The 15635-nt window shown below is 68.8% G+C and carries 16 protein-coding genes; 3 read left to right on the top strand and 13 right to left on the bottom strand.

Annotation, left to right across the window (positions count from 1 at the left end; translation table 11 throughout):
- Positions 1-164: 164 nt before the first annotated feature.
- Positions 165-1340 carry a carboxylesterase family protein gene (locus LCL61_RS24585; RefSeq protein WP_340681895.1) on the bottom strand — a complete coding sequence of 392 codons (1176 nt, stop codon included), beginning with the start codon at positions 1338-1340 and terminating at the stop codon, positions 165-167.
- A 26-nt stretch (positions 1341-1366) separates the two neighbouring features.
- On the opposite strand from LCL61_RS24585, the gene LCL61_RS24580 reads away from it, so the two are divergent.
- Entirely contained in the window at positions 1367-2290 is a 924-nt protein-coding gene (locus LCL61_RS24580) for a LysR substrate-binding domain-containing protein (RefSeq protein ID WP_340681894.1), read from the top strand.
- Between the two features lie 10 nt (positions 2291-2300).
- On the opposite strand, the gene LCL61_RS24575 is transcribed toward LCL61_RS24580, so the two are convergent.
- From LCL61_RS24575 to LCL61_RS24535, 9 genes are all read right to left on the bottom strand, one after another.
- The gene (locus LCL61_RS24575) at positions 2301-3296 is read right to left on the bottom strand and encodes an amidohydrolase family protein (RefSeq protein WP_340681893.1); all 996 of its coding nucleotides are present in this window, start codon (positions 3294-3296) and stop codon (positions 2301-2303) included.
- Position 3297: 1 nt separating this feature from the next.
- Positions 3298-3819, bottom strand: a complete 522-nt coding sequence (locus tag LCL61_RS24570; protein ID WP_340681892.1) for a 3-hydroxyanthranilate 3,4-dioxygenase — start codon at positions 3817-3819, stop codon at positions 3298-3300.
- Complete coding sequence (locus LCL61_RS24565) at positions 3816-4244, bottom strand: RidA family protein (RefSeq protein ID WP_340681891.1); 429 nt, start codon at positions 4242-4244, stop codon at positions 3816-3818. Before LCL61_RS24565 ends, LCL61_RS24570 begins: the two co-directional genes overlap by 4 nt.
- Positions 4241-5008 carry a 4-oxalocrotonate decarboxylase gene (locus LCL61_RS24560; protein WP_340681890.1) on the bottom strand — a complete coding sequence of 256 codons (768 nt, stop codon included), beginning with the start codon at positions 5006-5008 and terminating at the stop codon, positions 4241-4243. Before LCL61_RS24560 ends, LCL61_RS24565 begins: the two co-directional genes overlap by 4 nt.
- A complete protein-coding gene (gene dmpG / locus LCL61_RS24555) occupies positions 5005-6012 on the bottom strand; it encodes a 4-hydroxy-2-oxovalerate aldolase (protein WP_340681889.1) in 1008 nt (335 codons plus the stop codon). Before dmpG ends, LCL61_RS24560 begins: the two co-directional genes overlap by 4 nt.
- The gene (locus LCL61_RS24550) at positions 6009-6884 is read right to left on the bottom strand and encodes an acetaldehyde dehydrogenase (acetylating) (protein ID WP_340688670.1); all 876 of its coding nucleotides are present in this window, start codon (positions 6882-6884) and stop codon (positions 6009-6011) included. Before LCL61_RS24550 ends, dmpG begins: the two co-directional genes overlap by 4 nt.
- A 53-nt stretch (positions 6885-6937) precedes the next feature.
- Positions 6938-7729, bottom strand: coding sequence for a 2-keto-4-pentenoate hydratase (locus LCL61_RS24545; RefSeq protein ID WP_340681888.1), 792 nt, complete (start codon positions 7727-7729; stop codon positions 6938-6940).
- Positions 7726-9195: a 2-hydroxymuconic semialdehyde dehydrogenase gene (locus LCL61_RS24540; RefSeq protein WP_340681887.1), complete on the bottom strand. Its 1470-nt coding sequence runs from the start codon at positions 9193-9195 to the stop codon at positions 7726-7728. Before LCL61_RS24540 ends, LCL61_RS24545 begins: the two co-directional genes overlap by 4 nt.
- A gap of 419 nt (positions 9196-9614) precedes the next feature.
- A complete protein-coding gene (locus tag LCL61_RS24535; RefSeq protein WP_340681886.1) occupies positions 9615-10064 on the bottom strand; it encodes a helix-turn-helix domain-containing protein in 450 nt (149 codons plus the stop codon).
- A gap of 330 nt (positions 10065-10394) precedes the next feature.
- Between LCL61_RS24535 and LCL61_RS24530 the strand changes: the two genes are divergently transcribed.
- Together LCL61_RS24530 and LCL61_RS24525 are read left to right on the top strand one after the other, a co-directional pair.
- A complete protein-coding gene (locus LCL61_RS24530) occupies positions 10395-11747 on the top strand; it encodes an MFS transporter (protein ID WP_340681885.1) in 1353 nt (450 codons plus the stop codon).
- A 10-nt stretch (positions 11748-11757) separates the two neighbouring features.
- Entirely contained in the window at positions 11758-12486 is a 729-nt protein-coding gene (locus LCL61_RS24525) for a dienelactone hydrolase family protein (protein ID WP_340681884.1), read from the top strand.
- On the opposite strand, the gene LCL61_RS24520 is transcribed toward LCL61_RS24525, so the two are convergent.
- The 3 genes from LCL61_RS24520 to LCL61_RS24510 form a co-directional block, all read right to left on the bottom strand.
- Entirely contained in the window at positions 12473-12706 is a 234-nt protein-coding gene (locus LCL61_RS24520) for a DUF6480 family protein (protein WP_340681883.1), read from the bottom strand. The genes LCL61_RS24525 and LCL61_RS24520 overlap by 14 nt on opposite strands.
- A gap of 62 nt (positions 12707-12768) precedes the next feature.
- The gene (locus tag LCL61_RS24515) at positions 12769-13704 is read right to left on the bottom strand and encodes a glycoside hydrolase family 43 protein (RefSeq protein WP_340681882.1); all 936 of its coding nucleotides are present in this window, start codon (positions 13702-13704) and stop codon (positions 12769-12771) included.
- A gap of 567 nt (positions 13705-14271) precedes the next feature.
- Positions 14272-15552: an erythromycin esterase family protein gene (locus LCL61_RS24510; protein ID WP_340681881.1), complete on the bottom strand. Its 1281-nt coding sequence runs from the start codon at positions 15550-15552 to the stop codon at positions 14272-14274.
- Between the last annotated feature and the right edge of the window lie 83 nt (positions 15553-15635).

The raw sequence follows: 15635 nt of genomic DNA, 5'->3' as shown, positions 1-15635 counted from the left end.
TCGAAGCGCTTCGATCGACACGATAGGACCGCGCGCCCGGTCAGCACAACGTCTTGACCGGGCGCGCTCCCACCTCTACTGTCAGGCCCTTTTCGCCGGGCCCGAGAGGACCTCTTGATGTGTCTGGAGCCGGAACACACGCGATGCGCGAGTTCCGTCTCTGATCACGCGAGTTCCGAGCCGAACCGGATGGGGTGGCCTGCGACCGGCGTGGGGTCGAGGGCGCCGGTGCGGGCGAAGGTCGCCCAGACGGCACGGAGGGCAGCGCCGAAGGCGTCGACCTCGGACCACGGGACTTTGCCGAGCATCGGGCTGTCCTCCCAGGCCCGCTGGGTACCGAGCAGCAGCGGCAGTTCCAGGCAGTGGGTGGCGCCGAACTCGGATCCCTCGGGGCGCCAGTCCAGGCGATACGAGAAGACGTCCGCTCCGGCTGAGCGCAGACGGTCGCCGAAAGCGGCCAGCGGTTCGACGTAGATCTCGTCGGTGCCGGCGGCGCCGGGGAACGCGGTCATGTCGTCGGCGTTCCAGCCGTACAGCACGTCGAGGTCGCGCACGTTGTCCGCGAAGGACGCCTTGCCCAGCGTGTCCACCGGAATGAACGCGGGCTCCATCGGGTCGCCGGTGAGCCGCAGGTTGGTCAGCGCGGTTTCCTTCTGCGCGGCAAGGATTTCCGAGATCCCGGCGGTGCGCGGGTCGGTGCCGAGCGCGTCGGCGAACACCTGGCCGAGTTTCTCCGCCCCCTCGGGATGGCGGGCGCCGAGGCCGAGCGGCGCGCTCTGCAGGATCGCCCGCCGGAACAGGCCGCGTGCCTCGGGCAGATCCATCAGCAGCCGGATGGAGATGCCGCCCGCCGACTGCCCGGCGACCGTCACGTTGTCCGGGTCCCCACCGTAGGCCGTGATGTTGGCCCGCACCCAGCGCAGCGCCTCCAGCTGGTCGGCCAGCCCGAGGTTGCCGGGGCTGACCCCGTCCAGGTACAGGTAGCCGAGCGCGCCGAGCCGGTAGTTGACGCCGACCACCACCAGGTCACCTTCGGCCGCCAGCGCGCCGCCGTCGTACCAGTCCAGCAACCCGCCACCGCTGGAGAATCCCCCACCGTGCAGCCACACCAGCACCGGCCTGCGTCCGTCATCCACGCCGGGGGTGCTGATCGTCAGGTTGAGACAGTCCTCGCCCTGAGGCAGGCGATCGCGCGGCGGGCCCATCACGCGGTCCAGCCGGGACGGCGGTTGCGGACTGATCTCCCCGCTGGACGGCGTCTGCTCCGAAACGGCGACCGGCAGCGCGAACCGCGCCGCTGTGGCATAGCGAATCGGTCCTGTTCGGACAATCGTGGTCATACGCACCTCGCGGGTAGGATCGGCTGGTGATCTTGCCTCGCCTGCTGGACGGCCGACTGAAGTTCCGCCACCTCGTCCTGCTCGACGCGCTGGCCAGGCAGGGCACCGTGGTCGGGGCCGCCGCCGAGTTGCACGTGACGCAGCCGGTGGCGACCCGAAGTCTGCACGAACTCGAAGAGATCCTCGACGTGCGGTTGTTCGAACGCGGCCCGCGCGGTATCACCCCGACCGTGTTCGGCGAGGCGTTCACCGGGCATGCCCGCGCGGTGCTCGCCCAGCTCGAGCAGGCCGGGCGGCACGTCGCCGAGCTGGCCGACGCCGAACGCGGCACGGTGGTGGTCGGCACCCATCTCGCGGGATCGAACATGCTGCTGCCGCGCGCGATCGCGGCGATCAAGACCGAGCGGCCGTACCTGACCATCGTGGTCCGGGAGGGTTCTCCGGAAGCGCTGCTGGTCGAGCTGGAGGCCGGCCGGGTCGACCTGATCATCGGCAGGCTGACGGCGCCTTCGGACGAGCGGATCGAGCGGCGCAAGCTGTACGACGAGTCGGTGGATCTGGTCGTCCGCACCGCGCATCCGCTGGCGGGCGCGACCGGCGTCGAGCTGGCCGACCTCGCGGAGTATCCGTGGATCCTCCCCGGCTCGGAGACGGCGTTGCGCCGCGAGCTGGAGCAGCTGTTCACCCGCAACGGCTTCCCTCTGCCCGCGAACCGGGTGGAGACCACCTCGTTCCTCACCGTGCGGCAGCTGCTGCTGGAGACCGACGTGATCGCCGCCCTGCCCAGTCTGATCACCAAGGACGACCCGAGGATCACCAGGGTCGCACTGGCGCTGGAACCCATCGGGCACAGCGTCGGACTCACCCTGCCCGCCCAGCGCACGCTCAGCCCGTCGGTGGACGCGCTGATCCGCAGCCTGACCGACGTCGCCACCGGCATGTCGCATTAGGACTGTCCGATCACGACAGGGACAGGAAGCGTTCGGCGTTCCCGCTGGTGATCAGCTGACGCTCGGTCTCGCTCAAGAAGCCGCTCTTGCGCACCACCTCGCCGACCGGACGTTCGCCGAGCGGGTACGGGTAGTCGCTGCCGACCATCACCCGCTCGGCGCCGAGCGTGTCCACGAGCAGCCGCAGCGCCCGCTCGTCGAAGACCACCGAGTCGACGTGAAACCGATCGAGGTAGTGCGACGGCGGGAACTCCGAAGTGCCGATCACGTCGTTCCGCCGATGCCAGGCGTTCTCCATCCGGCCGAGCCAGAACGCGAACGACCCGCCGCCGTGGGCGAAACAGATCTTCAAGCTCGCGTCGATCCGGTCGAAGACCCCGCCGAGCACCAGCGCCAGGATCGACAGATGCGTTTCGGCTGGCATCGCGGTCAGCCACCGGGCCATCCACCGGTCCAGCCGGGGCGAATCGGCCATGTCCCACGGGTGCACGAACACCGGAACCCCGAGCGACGCGCAGTGCTGCAGGAAGGTCTCCACCCCGGCGCTGTCCAGATCCTGGTCGCCGACGTGGTTGCCGATCTCCACCCCGCGATGCCCCGCGGCCAGGCAGCGTTCCAATTCGCGGCACGCGGCGTCGGGATCCTGCAACGGAACCTGGCAGAACGGGATCAGCCGGTCCGGCGCCGGTGCGACGATCTCCAGCGCCAGATCGTTGAAGATCCGGGCGATCCGGCCCGCCTGCTCGCCGGTCCGGCCGTAGTTGAAGAACGCGGGCGTCGGGGAGACCACCTGGGTGCGCACGCCGTCGGCGTCCATGTCCAGCAGCCGGGTCTCCGCGTTCCAGCAGTCCGCGGCGATCCGCCGGAACTCTTTGTCCCCCATCATGATCATCGCCTCGGACTCGGTCTCCGCGCGCAGCCACGGCGCGTCCGGTCCGGCGTCCGCGCGCAGATCCGGCCAGCCGTTCGGCACATAATGCGTGTGGATGTCGATCAGGCCGGTCATCTCAGCCCTTCCCGGGGTGAAGGGCGCCGCAGCCGCCGCAGGTGCGGGCCTGCTCGTCACCGTAGAAGGCGGTGAAGACCGGTGGCAGATCCTCGACGATGTCGCGCACCTGGAGTTCCACCTCGTGCACCAGCGCGGCGCATTCGAGGCAGTACCACTGGAACTTCTCCAGCGTGCCCTCCTCACGAACGCGTTCGATGACCAGGCCGATCGAGTCGGCCTCCGGGCGCTGCGGCGAGTGCGGGATATCGCCCGGCAGCAGCCACGTGTCGCCTTCGGAGATGCGGACGGTCTTCTGGCCTTCGTCGGTCATGATGTTCACGTGCATGTTGCCCTTGAGCTGGTAGAACCATTCCTCATAGGGGTCGACGTGGAAGTCGGTGCGCTGGTTCGGCCCGCCGACGATCTGCACGATGAAATCGTTGCCGAGCGCCATGGTCCGGTTGTTCACCGGCGGCTTGAGCAAATGCTCGTGCTCGGCGATCCAGGCCTGGAAATTGACGACGTCGGGAATGCGGGTCATCGCGGGACCTCCGTGTTCTTCGGTAGATGGGCGATTGCCTGGATTTCGATCAGCAGATGCGGATGCGGCAGCTGGTGCACCGCGACCGTGGTGCGGGCAGGGCCCGTTTCGTCGAAGTATTCGCCGTAAACCTCGTTGTAGCCGCCGAAATCGTTCATCGAAACCAGGAAGGTGGTGATCTGCGTGATGTCGGCGAGGTCGGCGCCGACCTCGTGCAGGATGTCGCGGATGTTCTCGATCACCGCGCGGGTCTGCGCCCGGATGTCCAGGTTCGTGGTGCCGAGTTCGTCCACCTCGACGCCGGCGAACGTGTTGTCCGGGCGTCGGGAGCTGGTACCGGACACGAAGATCAGATCTCCCGCGACCTTCACATGCGGGAACCGGCCCCTCGGCTTGGCCAGCCCCGAAATCACCCGCCCGCTCATGTCAGCCCCCGTACCGAAACACGGCCGAGTCCGGCGATGTCCGCCTCGGCGACGCCGGGCGTGAACGGCACCGCTTCGGTCGCCGCCCCGGCCAGCACCACCTGCCCGGCCCGCAACGGGATGTCCCGTTTCCGGCACAGCTCGACCAGCGCGTGCAGCGCGCGCACCGGATCGCCGAGGATCGCCGCCGTCGAGCCGATCACCTCACGCTCCCCGGACCGCAGCCGTACCGCCCGGTTCGCTGCCTCGCCGAACGCGCGCCACGGTCCGAGCACGAATCCGGCGGCCGAAGTGTTGTCCGCGACCACATCGGTGTAAGTGAACCGGAAGTCCCGGTACCGGGAGTCGATGATCTCGATCGCCGGGGCCATCGCGTCCACAGCGGACTCCACGTCGAACGAGGGGTCGTTGAAGTCGACGTCGCGGGCCAGCCGATACGCGACCTCCGGCTCGACCTTCGGATGAATGAAGCCCGCCAACGAGACCTCGCCGCCGTCGGCGACCCGCATCGCGTCGGTGAGCCTGCCGGCGATCACCTCGGACACACCCATCTGCGCCATCTTCGCCTTGCTGGTCAGCCCCAGCTTGACGCCGAGCACCCGCTCGCCACGCGCCTCCCGGCGGGCCACCAGCTCGGCCTGGATCGCGTACGCGTCGACGATGTCCAGCTCGTGATCATCGGCGAGGCTCGGGGTGTCCGCGCACGTGGTCTGCGCGGTGTCCAGCCGATCGGCGAGCGCCGAGATCTCCGCGGTGGCCATCATGTGCCGCTCCGTACCAGGTCGAGTGCGATGTCCACGATCATGTCCTCCTGCCCGCCGACCAGCTTCCGCCTGCCGACCTCGGTGAGAATCCGCCGGGTGTCCAGTCCGTAGCGCGCGGCCGCGCGTTCGGCGTGCAGCAGGAAGCTCGAGTACACCCCGGCGTAACCGAGGGTGAGCGTCTCGCGGTCCACCTGGACCGGCCGTTCCCGCAGCGGGCGGACCAGATCGTCCGCCACGTCCTGCAACGCGAACAGGTCCGCGCCGTGCTCCCAGCCGAGCAGGTCGGCGACCGCGACGAACGGCTCGGCCGGGCAGTTGCCCGCCCCCGCGCCCTGCCCGGCCAGCGCGACGTCCACCCGGTGGGCACCGTGCTCGACCGCGGTCACGCTGTTCGCCACCGAGAGGGAAAGGTTCTCGTGCGCGTGGATGCCGATCTCCGTCTCCGGGCCGAGCACCTGCCGGTACGCGTCGATCCGCTCGGCGACCCCGTCCATCGTCAACCGCCCGCCGGAATCGGTGACGTACACACAGTGCGCGCCGTAGGACTCCATCAGCCTGGCCTGTTCGGCGAGCGCGGCCGGCGTGGAAAGGTGGCTCATCATCAGGAATCCGGACACGTCCATGCCCTGCTCGCGGGCCCAGGCGATGTGCTGTGCGGCGACGTCGGCCTCGGTGCAATGAGTGGCGATCCGCACGCTGCGCACCCCGAGGTCGCGGACGCGGCGCAGCTGGCCGATGGTGCCGATGCCGGGCAGCAGCAACGTGGTCAGCGTGGCGTTCTCGATCACTTCCGCGGCCGCGGTGATCCACTCCGCGTCGGTGTGCGCGCCGAATCCGTACGTCGCGCTGGACCCGCCGATCCCGTCACCGTGCGCGACCTCGATCGCCGCCACCCCGGCCTTGTCCACGGCGGACACGATCCGCCGGACTTGGTCCACTGTGTACGCGTGCCCCATCGCGTGCATGCCGTCGCGCAAGGTCACGTCCTGGAGGTAGACCTTCATGCGAGCCACCCCCTCAGTTCGGCGATCCGCTCGGCCGTGCGCAGCGCCGCCGAGGTCATGATGTCGAGATTCCCCGCGTAGTCCGGCAGATAGTGGGCCGCGCCGAGCACTTCGAGGAACACCGAGACCTTGAACCCGGAGATCTCCCGGCCGAGCTCGGGCACCCATTGCCGGTGCACCTGATCGAACTGCACTTCCTGTTTCAGGGTGTAGCCGGGCACGTACTCGCGCACCTGCTCGGCCATCTGCCGGACCGACGCCGCGATCTTCTCCCGGTCCGGCTCCCCCTCGACCAGGCAGTACACCGTGTCGCGCATGACGATCGGCGGGTCGGCCGGGTTCAACACGATGATCGCCTTGCCCATCGCGGCACCGCCGACCTCGCGGATCGCGGCCGCGGTGGTCTCGGTGAACTCGTCGATGTTCGCCCTGGTTCCCGGCCCTGCCGAGCGGGACGAAATGGACGCGACGATCTCCGCGTACGCGACCGGGGCGACCGAGGACACAGCGGCCACGATCGGGATCGTGGCCTGTCCGCCGCAGGTCACCATGTTCACGTTCGGCGCGGTGAGGTGCTCGTCGAGGTTCACCGGCGGCACCACGAACGGGCCGAGCGCGGCCGGGGTCAGGTCGATCATCAGCTTGCCGCGCGCCTCGGCCACCTCGGCGTGCCGCCGGTGCGCACCCGCCGAGGTCGCGTCGAAGATCACCCGTACGTCGGCGAACTCCGGCAGGTCGGCGAGGCCGTCGATACCGCCGTGGGTGGTGGCCACCTTGAGCCTGGCGGCCCTGGCCAGCCCGTCCGAAGCCGGGTCGATACCCGCCATCGCGGCCATCCGCAGCGTCTTCGACAACCGCAGCACCTTGATCATCAGATCGGTGCCGATGTTGCCGGAGCCGATGACGGCGACCGGAACCGTTGCTGTCACTGAGTCTCCTCCTCGATCACCGCGTCGACCTCGCCGAGCCCGTCCAGCCGCAGCCGGAACCGGCCCGCTCCCGTGACCGGCACCATCGGGCCGAGCGCCCCGGACATCACCACGTCGCCCGCGCGCAACGGCTGCTCGCGGACGGCCAGCTCGCGAGCCAGCCAAGCGACCGCGACCACCGGCGAGCCGAGGCAGGCGTGGCCCGCGCCGTACGACACCGGTTCACCGTCCAGCTCCAACGTCATCCCGATCGCGGCGAGATCCCGGCCGGTCAACGAGACCGGGGTGCATCCCAGCACCACCGCGCCACTGGACGCGTTGTCCGCCACCGTGTCCACGATGGACAGATCCCAGGCCTCGATCCGGGAGTCCACGATCTCGATCGCGGGCAGCACGAACTCCGTCGCCCGCAGCACGTCCACGACCGAGGCGCCCGGCATGTCCAGATCGCGGCCGAGTACGAACGCGATCTCGCCCTCGGCGCGGGGTTGCAGGAACCGCCGACACGGAACGGGTTCGGTGTGCGCGTACAGCATGTCGTCGAAGAGCACGCCGAAGTCCGGCTGGTACACGCCGAACTGCCGCTGCACCGAAGGCGCCGTCAGCCCGATCTTCGCCCCGGCCACCCTGGCGCCGGCCGCGACCCGCTCGTCGCGCAGTCTGCGCTGCACCGCATAGGCGGTGTCGACGTCTTGCGTGCCCAGGAATTTCCGCACCGGCGGGCACGGGGTCGCGGTGCTCGCCGCGGTCGTGAGCCGGGCGGCGGCCGCCTCGATCGGCGCGCTCACAGCCGCACGCACACATTCGTCGGCTCGGTGTAGAAGTGCAGCGAAGACGCGCCGCCCTCCCGGCCGATACCGGAAAGCCCCATTCCGCCGAACGGCGAGCGCAGGTCGCGCAGGAACCAGGTATTCACCCAGGACATGCCGACATGCATGGCCTGCGCGACCCGGTGCCCCCGGCGCAGGTCCTGTGTCCACACCGAGGAAGCCAGCCCGTATTCGGTGTCGTTGGCCAACGTGATCGCCTCGGCCTCGGTTTCGAAGGGGATCAGCGCGGCCACCGGGCCGAAGATCTCCTCCCGCACCGGCCGGTCCTTGTTGGTCAGGCCGGTCCACAGGGTCGGCTCCAGCCACGAGCCGCCGTCGAGTTCCGGTCCTAGCTCGGGAATCCCGCCGCCGGTCAGGGTTTTGGCGCCGGACTGCTCGGCCAGCGCGAGGTAGTCCAGCACCTTGCGCCGGTGCTCCGGCGAGATCAGCGGGCCGGTGGTGGTCCGTTCCGCCAGGGGGGCGCCGAGCCGCAGCTCGCGCGCCCGCTCCACCAGCCCGGCCGCCACGTCCTCGAACACCGAACGCTGCACGTACACCCGCTCGGTGCACAGGCACACCTGCCCGGTGTTCGCGAACACCGACCGGGTCAGCCCGGCGAGCGTCTCGTCGAGATCCGCGTCCTCGAACACGATGGCGGCGTTCTTCCCGCCAAGCTCGAACGAGACCGGCCGGACTCGGGGCGCTACCGTGCGCATCACCTGGGTTCCCGTGGCCGACGAGCCGGTGAACGTCACCCCGTCGATGCCGGGATGCTCGGTCAGGAACTGGCCCGCCGAGTCGCCCCCGAACCCGTGCACCACGTTGTAGGCACCCGCGGGCAAGCCGACTTCGGCCAGCACTTCGGCCAACAGGGTCGCGGTCGAAGGAGTCTGGTCGCTTGGCTTCACGACGACCGCGTTGCCACAGCCAAGGGCGGGCGCGACCTTCCAGGTCAGCAACAGCAGCGGCAGGTTCCACGGCACGATCACCGCGACCACGCCTAGCGGCTTGCGCACCGCGTAGTTCAGCGCCTGCGCCCCACCGGGCAGATCGGTGACGAACGATTCCTGGCCGGCGGCCGCGATCACGTCGGCGAACGTGCGGAAGTTCGCCACCGCACGGGCCACGTCGAGTTCGCGGGCCTGGGTGAGCGGCTTTCCGGTATCCGCGACCTCGGCCGCGACGAACTCTTCGAACCTGGCCTCGATCCGGTCCGCGGCCCGGCGCAGCAACGCGGCCCGCTCCCGGACCGGAGTGTCCGCCCAGCCGTTGTGCAACGCGGCGCGCGCACCGGTGACCGCGCGGTGCACCAGCTCCCGGTCGGCCTCGTGCACCCGGGCGAACTCCGCGCCGGTCGCCGGATCGACCGCCGGGAACCCCGGCCCGTCCGGCGCGGCGAACTCACCGTCCACGAAGTTGCGGATCCACCGCACTGACTGCGTCATGGCGTTCACTCTGAACGGCCCCGCCATGCGGAACAAATGCGTATCTGCTCGCTAGCTATACCTTTACGGGCATACCGCAGCGTTAAGTTCCAGGGGATGCTTGGACGTACGACTCATAGAGTCGTCCATCAGATCACGCGCGTCGTCCACTCAGCCACACACCGCCACCCCGGGCCTGGTTCCGAGAGGTCTTCACGGACTCGGCAATCGCCACCTTCGCCCCACGGGCACCACCAGTCACAACGGCTACGCGTGAATGGGCACGGTGCCGCGTGGGTCACCGTGGTCGTGAGTGGCGATTCGGGTTAGGACCAAGAGCGTCTTAGGTACCTACCTACTGGATTCGGCTGGGGCTGATCATGTGTCCGTGAAGGCCTCCTTGCCTACCCTGACGGTAGTGAAGGAGACCTTCACTACCGTCAGGGGCGCCGCTCTCGTCTCAGGTGCACCAGCGACCACAGCAGGCACAGCGGCCGCGCGTGAAGGCCCGCTTCCCTCGGCTCAGCCGAGGGAAGCGGGGCCTTCAGGTACTTCAGGCGGGCACGGGCGCCGGTACCGAGCCCACCGAACGCNATCCCGGCGTCCTCCAGACGCCAGCGAATCGAGATCGGCCCGTTGTCCAGGCCTTCCTCCTCGAGCTCTTTACGGGCCCGCAGCACCGCCTCGGCCACCTCCTCACCCAGCGCGGACGGATGGCTCAGCGGAGCGGTGCTGCGGCAGGCGAACCCGACGGTCCCCTCGCTCCGGAACCGAGCCACATACCGATAGAAGGTGTCACGGGAAACCCCGTGCTCGCGACAGAACCGCGCCACGTTGATCTTCTCGCCCGCAGCCGACCTGACGATCGCGGCGACGAACTCAGGATCCATCGGAAAACCTGCTCTGCCCATCGCCGCATGATCACCACACAAGCCCTGGTCACCACGCCGACAAGCCGGTCAGTGTCCGTGAGGTCCTGAAACATCAACTGTCCGACATGTCCTGAACTCAGACACCGGGTCAGAACCCGAATCGCCACTCACGACGGTCCAGCGAGCGTGTTGCGGACCGGCCAGCGTGACCCCCTCCCGAGCTATGCCCATTTGGACATGACAGACCGACAATTCGGCATTTGTGGCCTATGCCTCACGGTGTCAGGCTTCTGCCCAATCGCCAGCAGCCGCGATCGGCTGTCGCCCGAGTCGATTGGGTTTTCGCAGATGAACGCACCCGCGCCCCGCAAGATCGCCGCCGCCACGCTCGCCGGGACCACCCTCGAGTGGTACGACTTCTTCCTCTACGGCACCGCGTCCGCGCTGATCTTCAACAAGCAGTTCTTTCCCTCGCTGAGTCCCACGGTCGGCACCCTTGCCGCGTTCAGCACCTTCGCCGTCGGGTTCATCGCCCGCCCGCTCGGCGGTCTGGTGTTCGGCCACTTCGGCGACCGGATCGGCCGCAAGTCCACGCTGGTGGTGTCGCTGATGCTGATGGGCATCGGCTCCACGTTGATCGGATTGATCCCGAACTACCAAGCGATCGGTATCTGGGCACCGATCCTGCTGGTATCGATGCGGATCGTGCAGGGCATCGGGCTCGGCGGCGAAGGCGCGGGAGCGACCCTGATGTCGATGGAACACGCGCCCGCCGATCAACGGAACCGGTATGCCGGATTCCCGCAGATGGGCACGCCTGCCGGTCTGGTGCTGGCGAATCTGCTGTTCCTCGGCAGCAGCGCGGTGATGCCCGCCGACGCGTTCGCCGCGTGGGGCTGGCGGATCCCGTTCCTTCTGAGCGTCGTGCTGGTCGCGATCGGACTGATGATCCGGCTGCGAATCACCGAATCTCCGTCGTTCGCGCAGGCCGCGCGGAACGACAAGGTGGTCCGGTTCCCGCTGGGCGCGGCGTTCAAGGTCGGCTTCGGCAGGCTGGCCCTGACCCTGCTGGTCGGTGTGGCGAACTCCGCGGTCGCCTACGTGTTCATGGTCTTCACCCTGTCCTACGGCACCCAGAACCTCCACTACGACCGGCAGTTCCTGATCCTGTCGGTGACCGGATCGGCGGTGCTGTGGTTCGCCACCATCCCGATCTGGACCCGGATCGCCGACCGCCACGGCAGGCGCACCATGTTCGTCGCCGGGTCGGCCGCGCTCCTGCTGTGGTGCCTCGCGTTCTTCCCGTTGCTGAACACCGGGAACACCGGGCTCGCGATGCTCGCGCTGGCGGGTATGGGCCTGCTCGTCCCGATCACCCACTGCGTGCAGGGCGCCATCATCGCGGACACCTTCCCGGTCAACGTCCGGTTCTCCGGTATGTCGCTGCTGCTGCAGGGCGGCGCGATCCTCGGCGGCGGACTCGCTCCGATGATCGCCACCGCGGTGCTCAACGCCACCGGTTCGACCACCGGCATCACCTGGTACCTGGCCGCGATCTGCGGCGTCAGCATGATCAGCGCGATGGCTCTGTTCCGCCTGGTCCCTTCCTGTGCCGTGGAATCCACAGTGGACGGACCGCGCGACCACGACGCGGTTCCGCTGTCCGTGAACACCCGCCCGGCCGGGTCCGGCGATCATTAGAGTCCGGTTCATGCCGGTCACCACACGCACGGTCGAGTACCCCGCCGACGGACTGACGATGGTCGGACACCTGGCCCTCCCCGCCGGTGCCGACCGCCGTCCCGCGGTCCTGATCGGGCCGGAAGGACCGGGGCTGAACGATTTCCAGCGTCGCCGGGCCGACGCTCTCGCCGAGTTGGGGTACGTGGCGCTGGCCTTCGACATCAACGGCGGGCGCTGGTTCTCGGACCCCGAAGAGATGCTGGCGTACGTGATGCCCCTGCTCGCCGACCCGGACCGGATGCGGGAGATCGGCCACGCGGCCCTCGACGTGCTGCGCGCCGAGCCGCGGACCGACCAGGACCGGATCGCCGCCATCGGCTACGGCACCGGAGGAGCGATCGCGCTGGAACTCGGCCGGGACGGCGTCGACCTGCGCGCTATCGGCACGATCAACGCGGTGACCACGGGCCGTCCGGGCGAAGCGGCGCACATCCGCTGCCCGGTCTGGGCCGCCGTCGGGTCCGAAGACCCGATCATGCCACCCGCGCAGCGAGAGGCGTTCACCGCGGAAATGCAGGAGGCGGGCGTCGACTGGCGACTCGTGGTCTACGGCGGCGCCCAGCACGCCTTCCACCACCCCACCGTCGACCACACCGTGCTCCCGGGGGTTGCCTACCACGCGCGCCACGCGGAACGGGCGTGGCACGACGTCGTCGGCCTGCTCGACGAATGCTTGCCCGTGGTCAGCCCAGCTTGAGCCACCCCAGCGCCAGCGCGACGACGAACCCGCTCGCCAGGACGACGAGAACACCGATGAGGATCAGCCAGGCGACAGGCATCGCCTTGGAAGGCATCGGCTGCGGATGCGAGAGCCCGGACGTCTGAGCCGAGTCGGGCGGCGTGTCACCCGGCGAAACGCCGCCTCCTGGTTCGCGGTGGGTTTTCTCGGGTTCCGGGTCGGGCGGCTGGGCTGTCATCGCCGGTGCTCCTTCGGTCGGTCTCCTCGTTCGGGTACCCGAACGACGTCGACGAAACCCTGTCAGCCGAGCTGAGGAATGTCGTTCGGGAATCCGATGGGCAGCTGGTACATCCCACGGGCGGCGCGGCCACCCCCGAGCCAGCCGTGGAAGTGGATATGGCCGTCGACGACGTCGGCCCCACCCGGTGCGTCGACCTTGCCGCCGAGCAGATCGGTGGACAGGAACGGGGTACCGGCTTTCACGAACGGCCCGCTCAGCGCGGGTGCGGTGGCGTATCCCGTGTGGTAGCCGGAACTCTGGAACGTGTCGGCGGAGTAGAACAGCAAGTACCGGCTCGGCGTCTTCACCACCGACGGCGCCTCGACGACCGCGTTCTCCGACGCGAGATCGGCGCGTAGGAGCTCGATCCGCGGGCCGGCCGGTGTCCGCCCGTCGGCGAGCAGTTTCTGCGACCAGATCGCGGCCGGAGGACCGACCGCCGCGCCGTCGCTCTTGTAGAGCAGGTATCGCGCGCCGTCCGAGTCCACAAAGGTCTGCGGGTCGATGTCACCGGCGTCGCCGGGTTCGCAGATCAGCGGACCGTCTCCGGCAGGCGTGTACGGCCCTTCGACCTTCGCGGCGGTCGCGGCGCCGATGCACATCTCCCCACCGGGAGCCACCGCCGCGGAAAAGTAGAGCACGAACGTACCGTCGGAAAGCCGGGTCACATCGGGAGCCCAGAACCCACCATCCGGTTTCGCCCACTTCGGTGCGGCAGCGAGAGCGTCGCCGGCCACCCGCCATGGACCTTCCGGCGCCGGAGCGTGCGCGTAGGGCACCTTCACCGCACCGGTGCTCGTGGCGAAGGCGAAGTAGCCGGAATCGGTCTTGACGATGTCGGGGTCCGGGAAGTCCTGTTCGATGAGCAGCTTCGGCGTGCCGATCGCGACGGCGGGCGGCGAGGCGATGAGTGCCATGGCCACGACGAGGATCAAGAGGCGGTACATGAACTTCATGACCGATTCTGTCGACGGGCCGGTGCGGTCGGCAGTGTCACCGGGGCCCTGCCACCGGGAAGCGTGGACTTGGCCGTTCACCCGGTCCGACGGGATTCATCCGCGCGTCTTCCGGGTAGTCGGCGCGACCCGGGATCGTAAGCATGTGCGTATCATGAGCGCTGACGCGAGGAGCGAACGTGATCAAGAGCAAGTGGATCCCCGGCCAGGACGCGGACTTCTCCGGAGACGTGCTGGTCAGCGTCACCGCGTTGGCCCTCGACGACTTCCTGAGGACGCCGGGCGCCTACCGGGCGGGTTACGTGCTCAGCCGCGAGTGGCCCCGGCTGCCCGGCGCGGTCGGCCAGTGGCTGTGGGCAGAACCGCTGCGTCGGCGACTTGGCTCGGTCTCCGTGTGGCGCGACCGAGACGGCTTGCGCGGTTTCGTCGGGTTGCCTGCCCACGTCGCGATCATGCGCAAGTACCGCGAACTCGGAACCACCCGCGCTACCACTTGGAACGCCACTGGCGTCGACGCTCGACTCATCTGGCAACGGGCCGACCGCTGGTTGCGAGAGGGGCTTCCCGTCAGTCCGCGAACGGATACGTCTCCAGTTCACCGTCGACAGGCTCGAGGCGATGCAGCGGATGGACCGCGTCGGTGTGGTCGCAATGAATGAACACGTCGTATCGGCGGCCGAGAATCGTGGGTACATAGTTGCCTGCCCGTTCGTTGAGCGGGCGGTAGACGACACCGATCGCCCGATGTCCGCGAACCTGTCCGGCCCATGAGTCACCCGGCACGACGAAGACCGCGTCGTCGTCCGGAACAGCCTGATGCAGCAAGTCCTCGACGCTCCCGTCACGGGCTTCCGGTACCGGTAGCCGACGCACCGGCCCGCCCCAGAAGTCCGACGCGATCACCCTCCCCCGATGGGTACCGAACCCGATGAGCACGACGTCGTCGGCGGTGTGCCGTTCACGGACCAGCTGCCCGAGGTTCACCATCCCCGCGGCCGCCATGTCGGTCGCCCGGGCATCACCGACGTGTGTGTTGTGCGCCCACACCACGGCTTTCGCCTTCGGCCCATAAGCGGCCATCAGGCGGTCGAGGGTGTCGGCCATATGGTGATCGCGGACGTTCCAGGACCGGCCGCCGCCGCGCATCATCTCCCGGTAATACCGCTCCGCGCCGGCGACCACTTCGGCGTTTTGCCAGGCGAAGAAGGACTCGTCCAGCCCAGGCAACGAGCTTTCGTCGAGAACGGGACGCAACTCGGCGAGCAGGCGGGCGACGTCGTTCTCACAGGTCTCGGGCACGACCCGGGTCGCGAACGCGTAATCCTGAGGGTCGGCGTAGGGCTCGAAACACCGGAGCGCCGCCAATGCGGCGTCCACGCTGCCGGGTTCGTGGGCCCGCAGGTAGTCCAGCACGGCGTGCAGCGACTCCCACAGGCTGTAGACGTCGAGACCGTGAAAGCCGGCCGGTCGCCGTCGTGAAGTATTGAACCCGCGCAACCACCGGGCGAATCCGGCCACTTCCTCGTTCGCCCACATCCATCGTGGCCACCGGTCGAAATCCCCCAGCACCTCGGCCGGATCGTCCGCCGTACCCGGTGCGCTTGCCGCGCAGCAATGCAGCCGATGGCAGTCCGGCCAGTCACCTTCCACGGCCACGAAAGCGAAATCCTGCTCGGCCAGCAGCCGTTTCGTCAGTTCGGAGCGCCATGAGTAGAACTCCGAAGTACCGTGCGACGCCTCGCCGATCAGCACATACCGAGCTGACGAGGTCCTCTCCAGCACCTCGTCCAGATCTCGCCGATCACGGAGTGGCCACGCCGCTCGCCTTGCCTCCGACACCGGGTCCATGACGTTCGGCTACCCGGAAGCCGGCGCCGCGAACCGGCCCGTTTGCCACGCGCCCCGGGGGGTAAGCGCGGTACACGACGACA

The sequence above is a fragment of the Amycolatopsis coloradensis genome, assembly GCF_037997115.1.
GTDB classification, from domain to species: domain Bacteria; phylum Actinomycetota; class Actinomycetes; order Mycobacteriales; family Pseudonocardiaceae; genus Amycolatopsis; species Amycolatopsis coloradensis_A.
This window is presented reverse-complemented; position numbering and strand designations above follow the sequence as displayed.

What these genes read in the sequence shown, in the direction of transcription:
- LCL61_RS24560 (WP_340681890.1), bottom strand. Translation starts at nt 5,008, where the DNA reads ATGATGGCCACCGCGGAGATCTCGGCGCTCGCCGATCGGCTGGACACC.
- LCL61_RS24520 (WP_340681883.1), bottom strand. Translation starts at nt 12,706, where the DNA reads ATGACAGCCCAGCCGCCCGACCCGGAACCCGAGAAAACCCACCGCGAA.
- LCL61_RS24540 (WP_340681887.1), bottom strand. Translation starts at nt 9,195, where the DNA reads ATGACGCAGTCAGTGCGGTGGATCCGCAACTTCGTGGACGGTGAGTTC.
- LCL61_RS24585 (WP_340681895.1), bottom strand. Translation starts at nt 1,340, where the DNA reads ATGACCACGATTGTCCGAACAGGACCGATTCGCTATGCCACAGCGGCG.
- LCL61_RS24510 (WP_340681881.1), bottom strand. Translation starts at nt 15,552, where the DNA reads ATGGACCCGGTGTCGGAGGCAAGGCGAGCGGCGTGGCCACTCCGTGAT.
- LCL61_RS24530 (WP_340681885.1), top strand. Translation starts at nt 10,395, where the DNA reads ATGAACGCACCCGCGCCCCGCAAGATCGCCGCCGCCACGCTCGCCGGG.
- LCL61_RS24565 (WP_340681891.1), bottom strand. Translation starts at nt 4,244, where the DNA reads ATGAGCGGGCGGGTGATTTCGGGGCTGGCCAAGCCGAGGGGCCGGTTC.
- LCL61_RS24515 (WP_340681882.1), bottom strand. Translation starts at nt 13,704, where the DNA reads ATGAAGTTCATGTACCGCCTCTTGATCCTCGTCGTGGCCATGGCACTC.
- LCL61_RS24575 (WP_340681893.1), bottom strand. Translation starts at nt 3,296, where the DNA reads ATGACCGGCCTGATCGACATCCACACGCATTATGTGCCGAACGGCTGG.
- LCL61_RS24550 (WP_340688670.1), bottom strand. Translation starts at nt 6,884, where the DNA reads ATGATCAAGGTGCTGCGGTTGTCGAAGACGCTGCGGATGGCCGCGATG.
- dmpG (WP_340681889.1), bottom strand. Translation starts at nt 6,012, where the DNA reads ATGAAGGTCTACCTCCAGGACGTGACCTTGCGCGACGGCATGCACGCG.
- LCL61_RS24570 (WP_340681892.1), bottom strand. Translation starts at nt 3,819, where the DNA reads ATGACCCGCATTCCCGACGTCGTCAATTTCCAGGCCTGGATCGCCGAG.
- LCL61_RS24525 (WP_340681884.1), top strand. Translation starts at nt 11,758, where the DNA reads ATGCCGGTCACCACACGCACGGTCGAGTACCCCGCCGACGGACTGACG.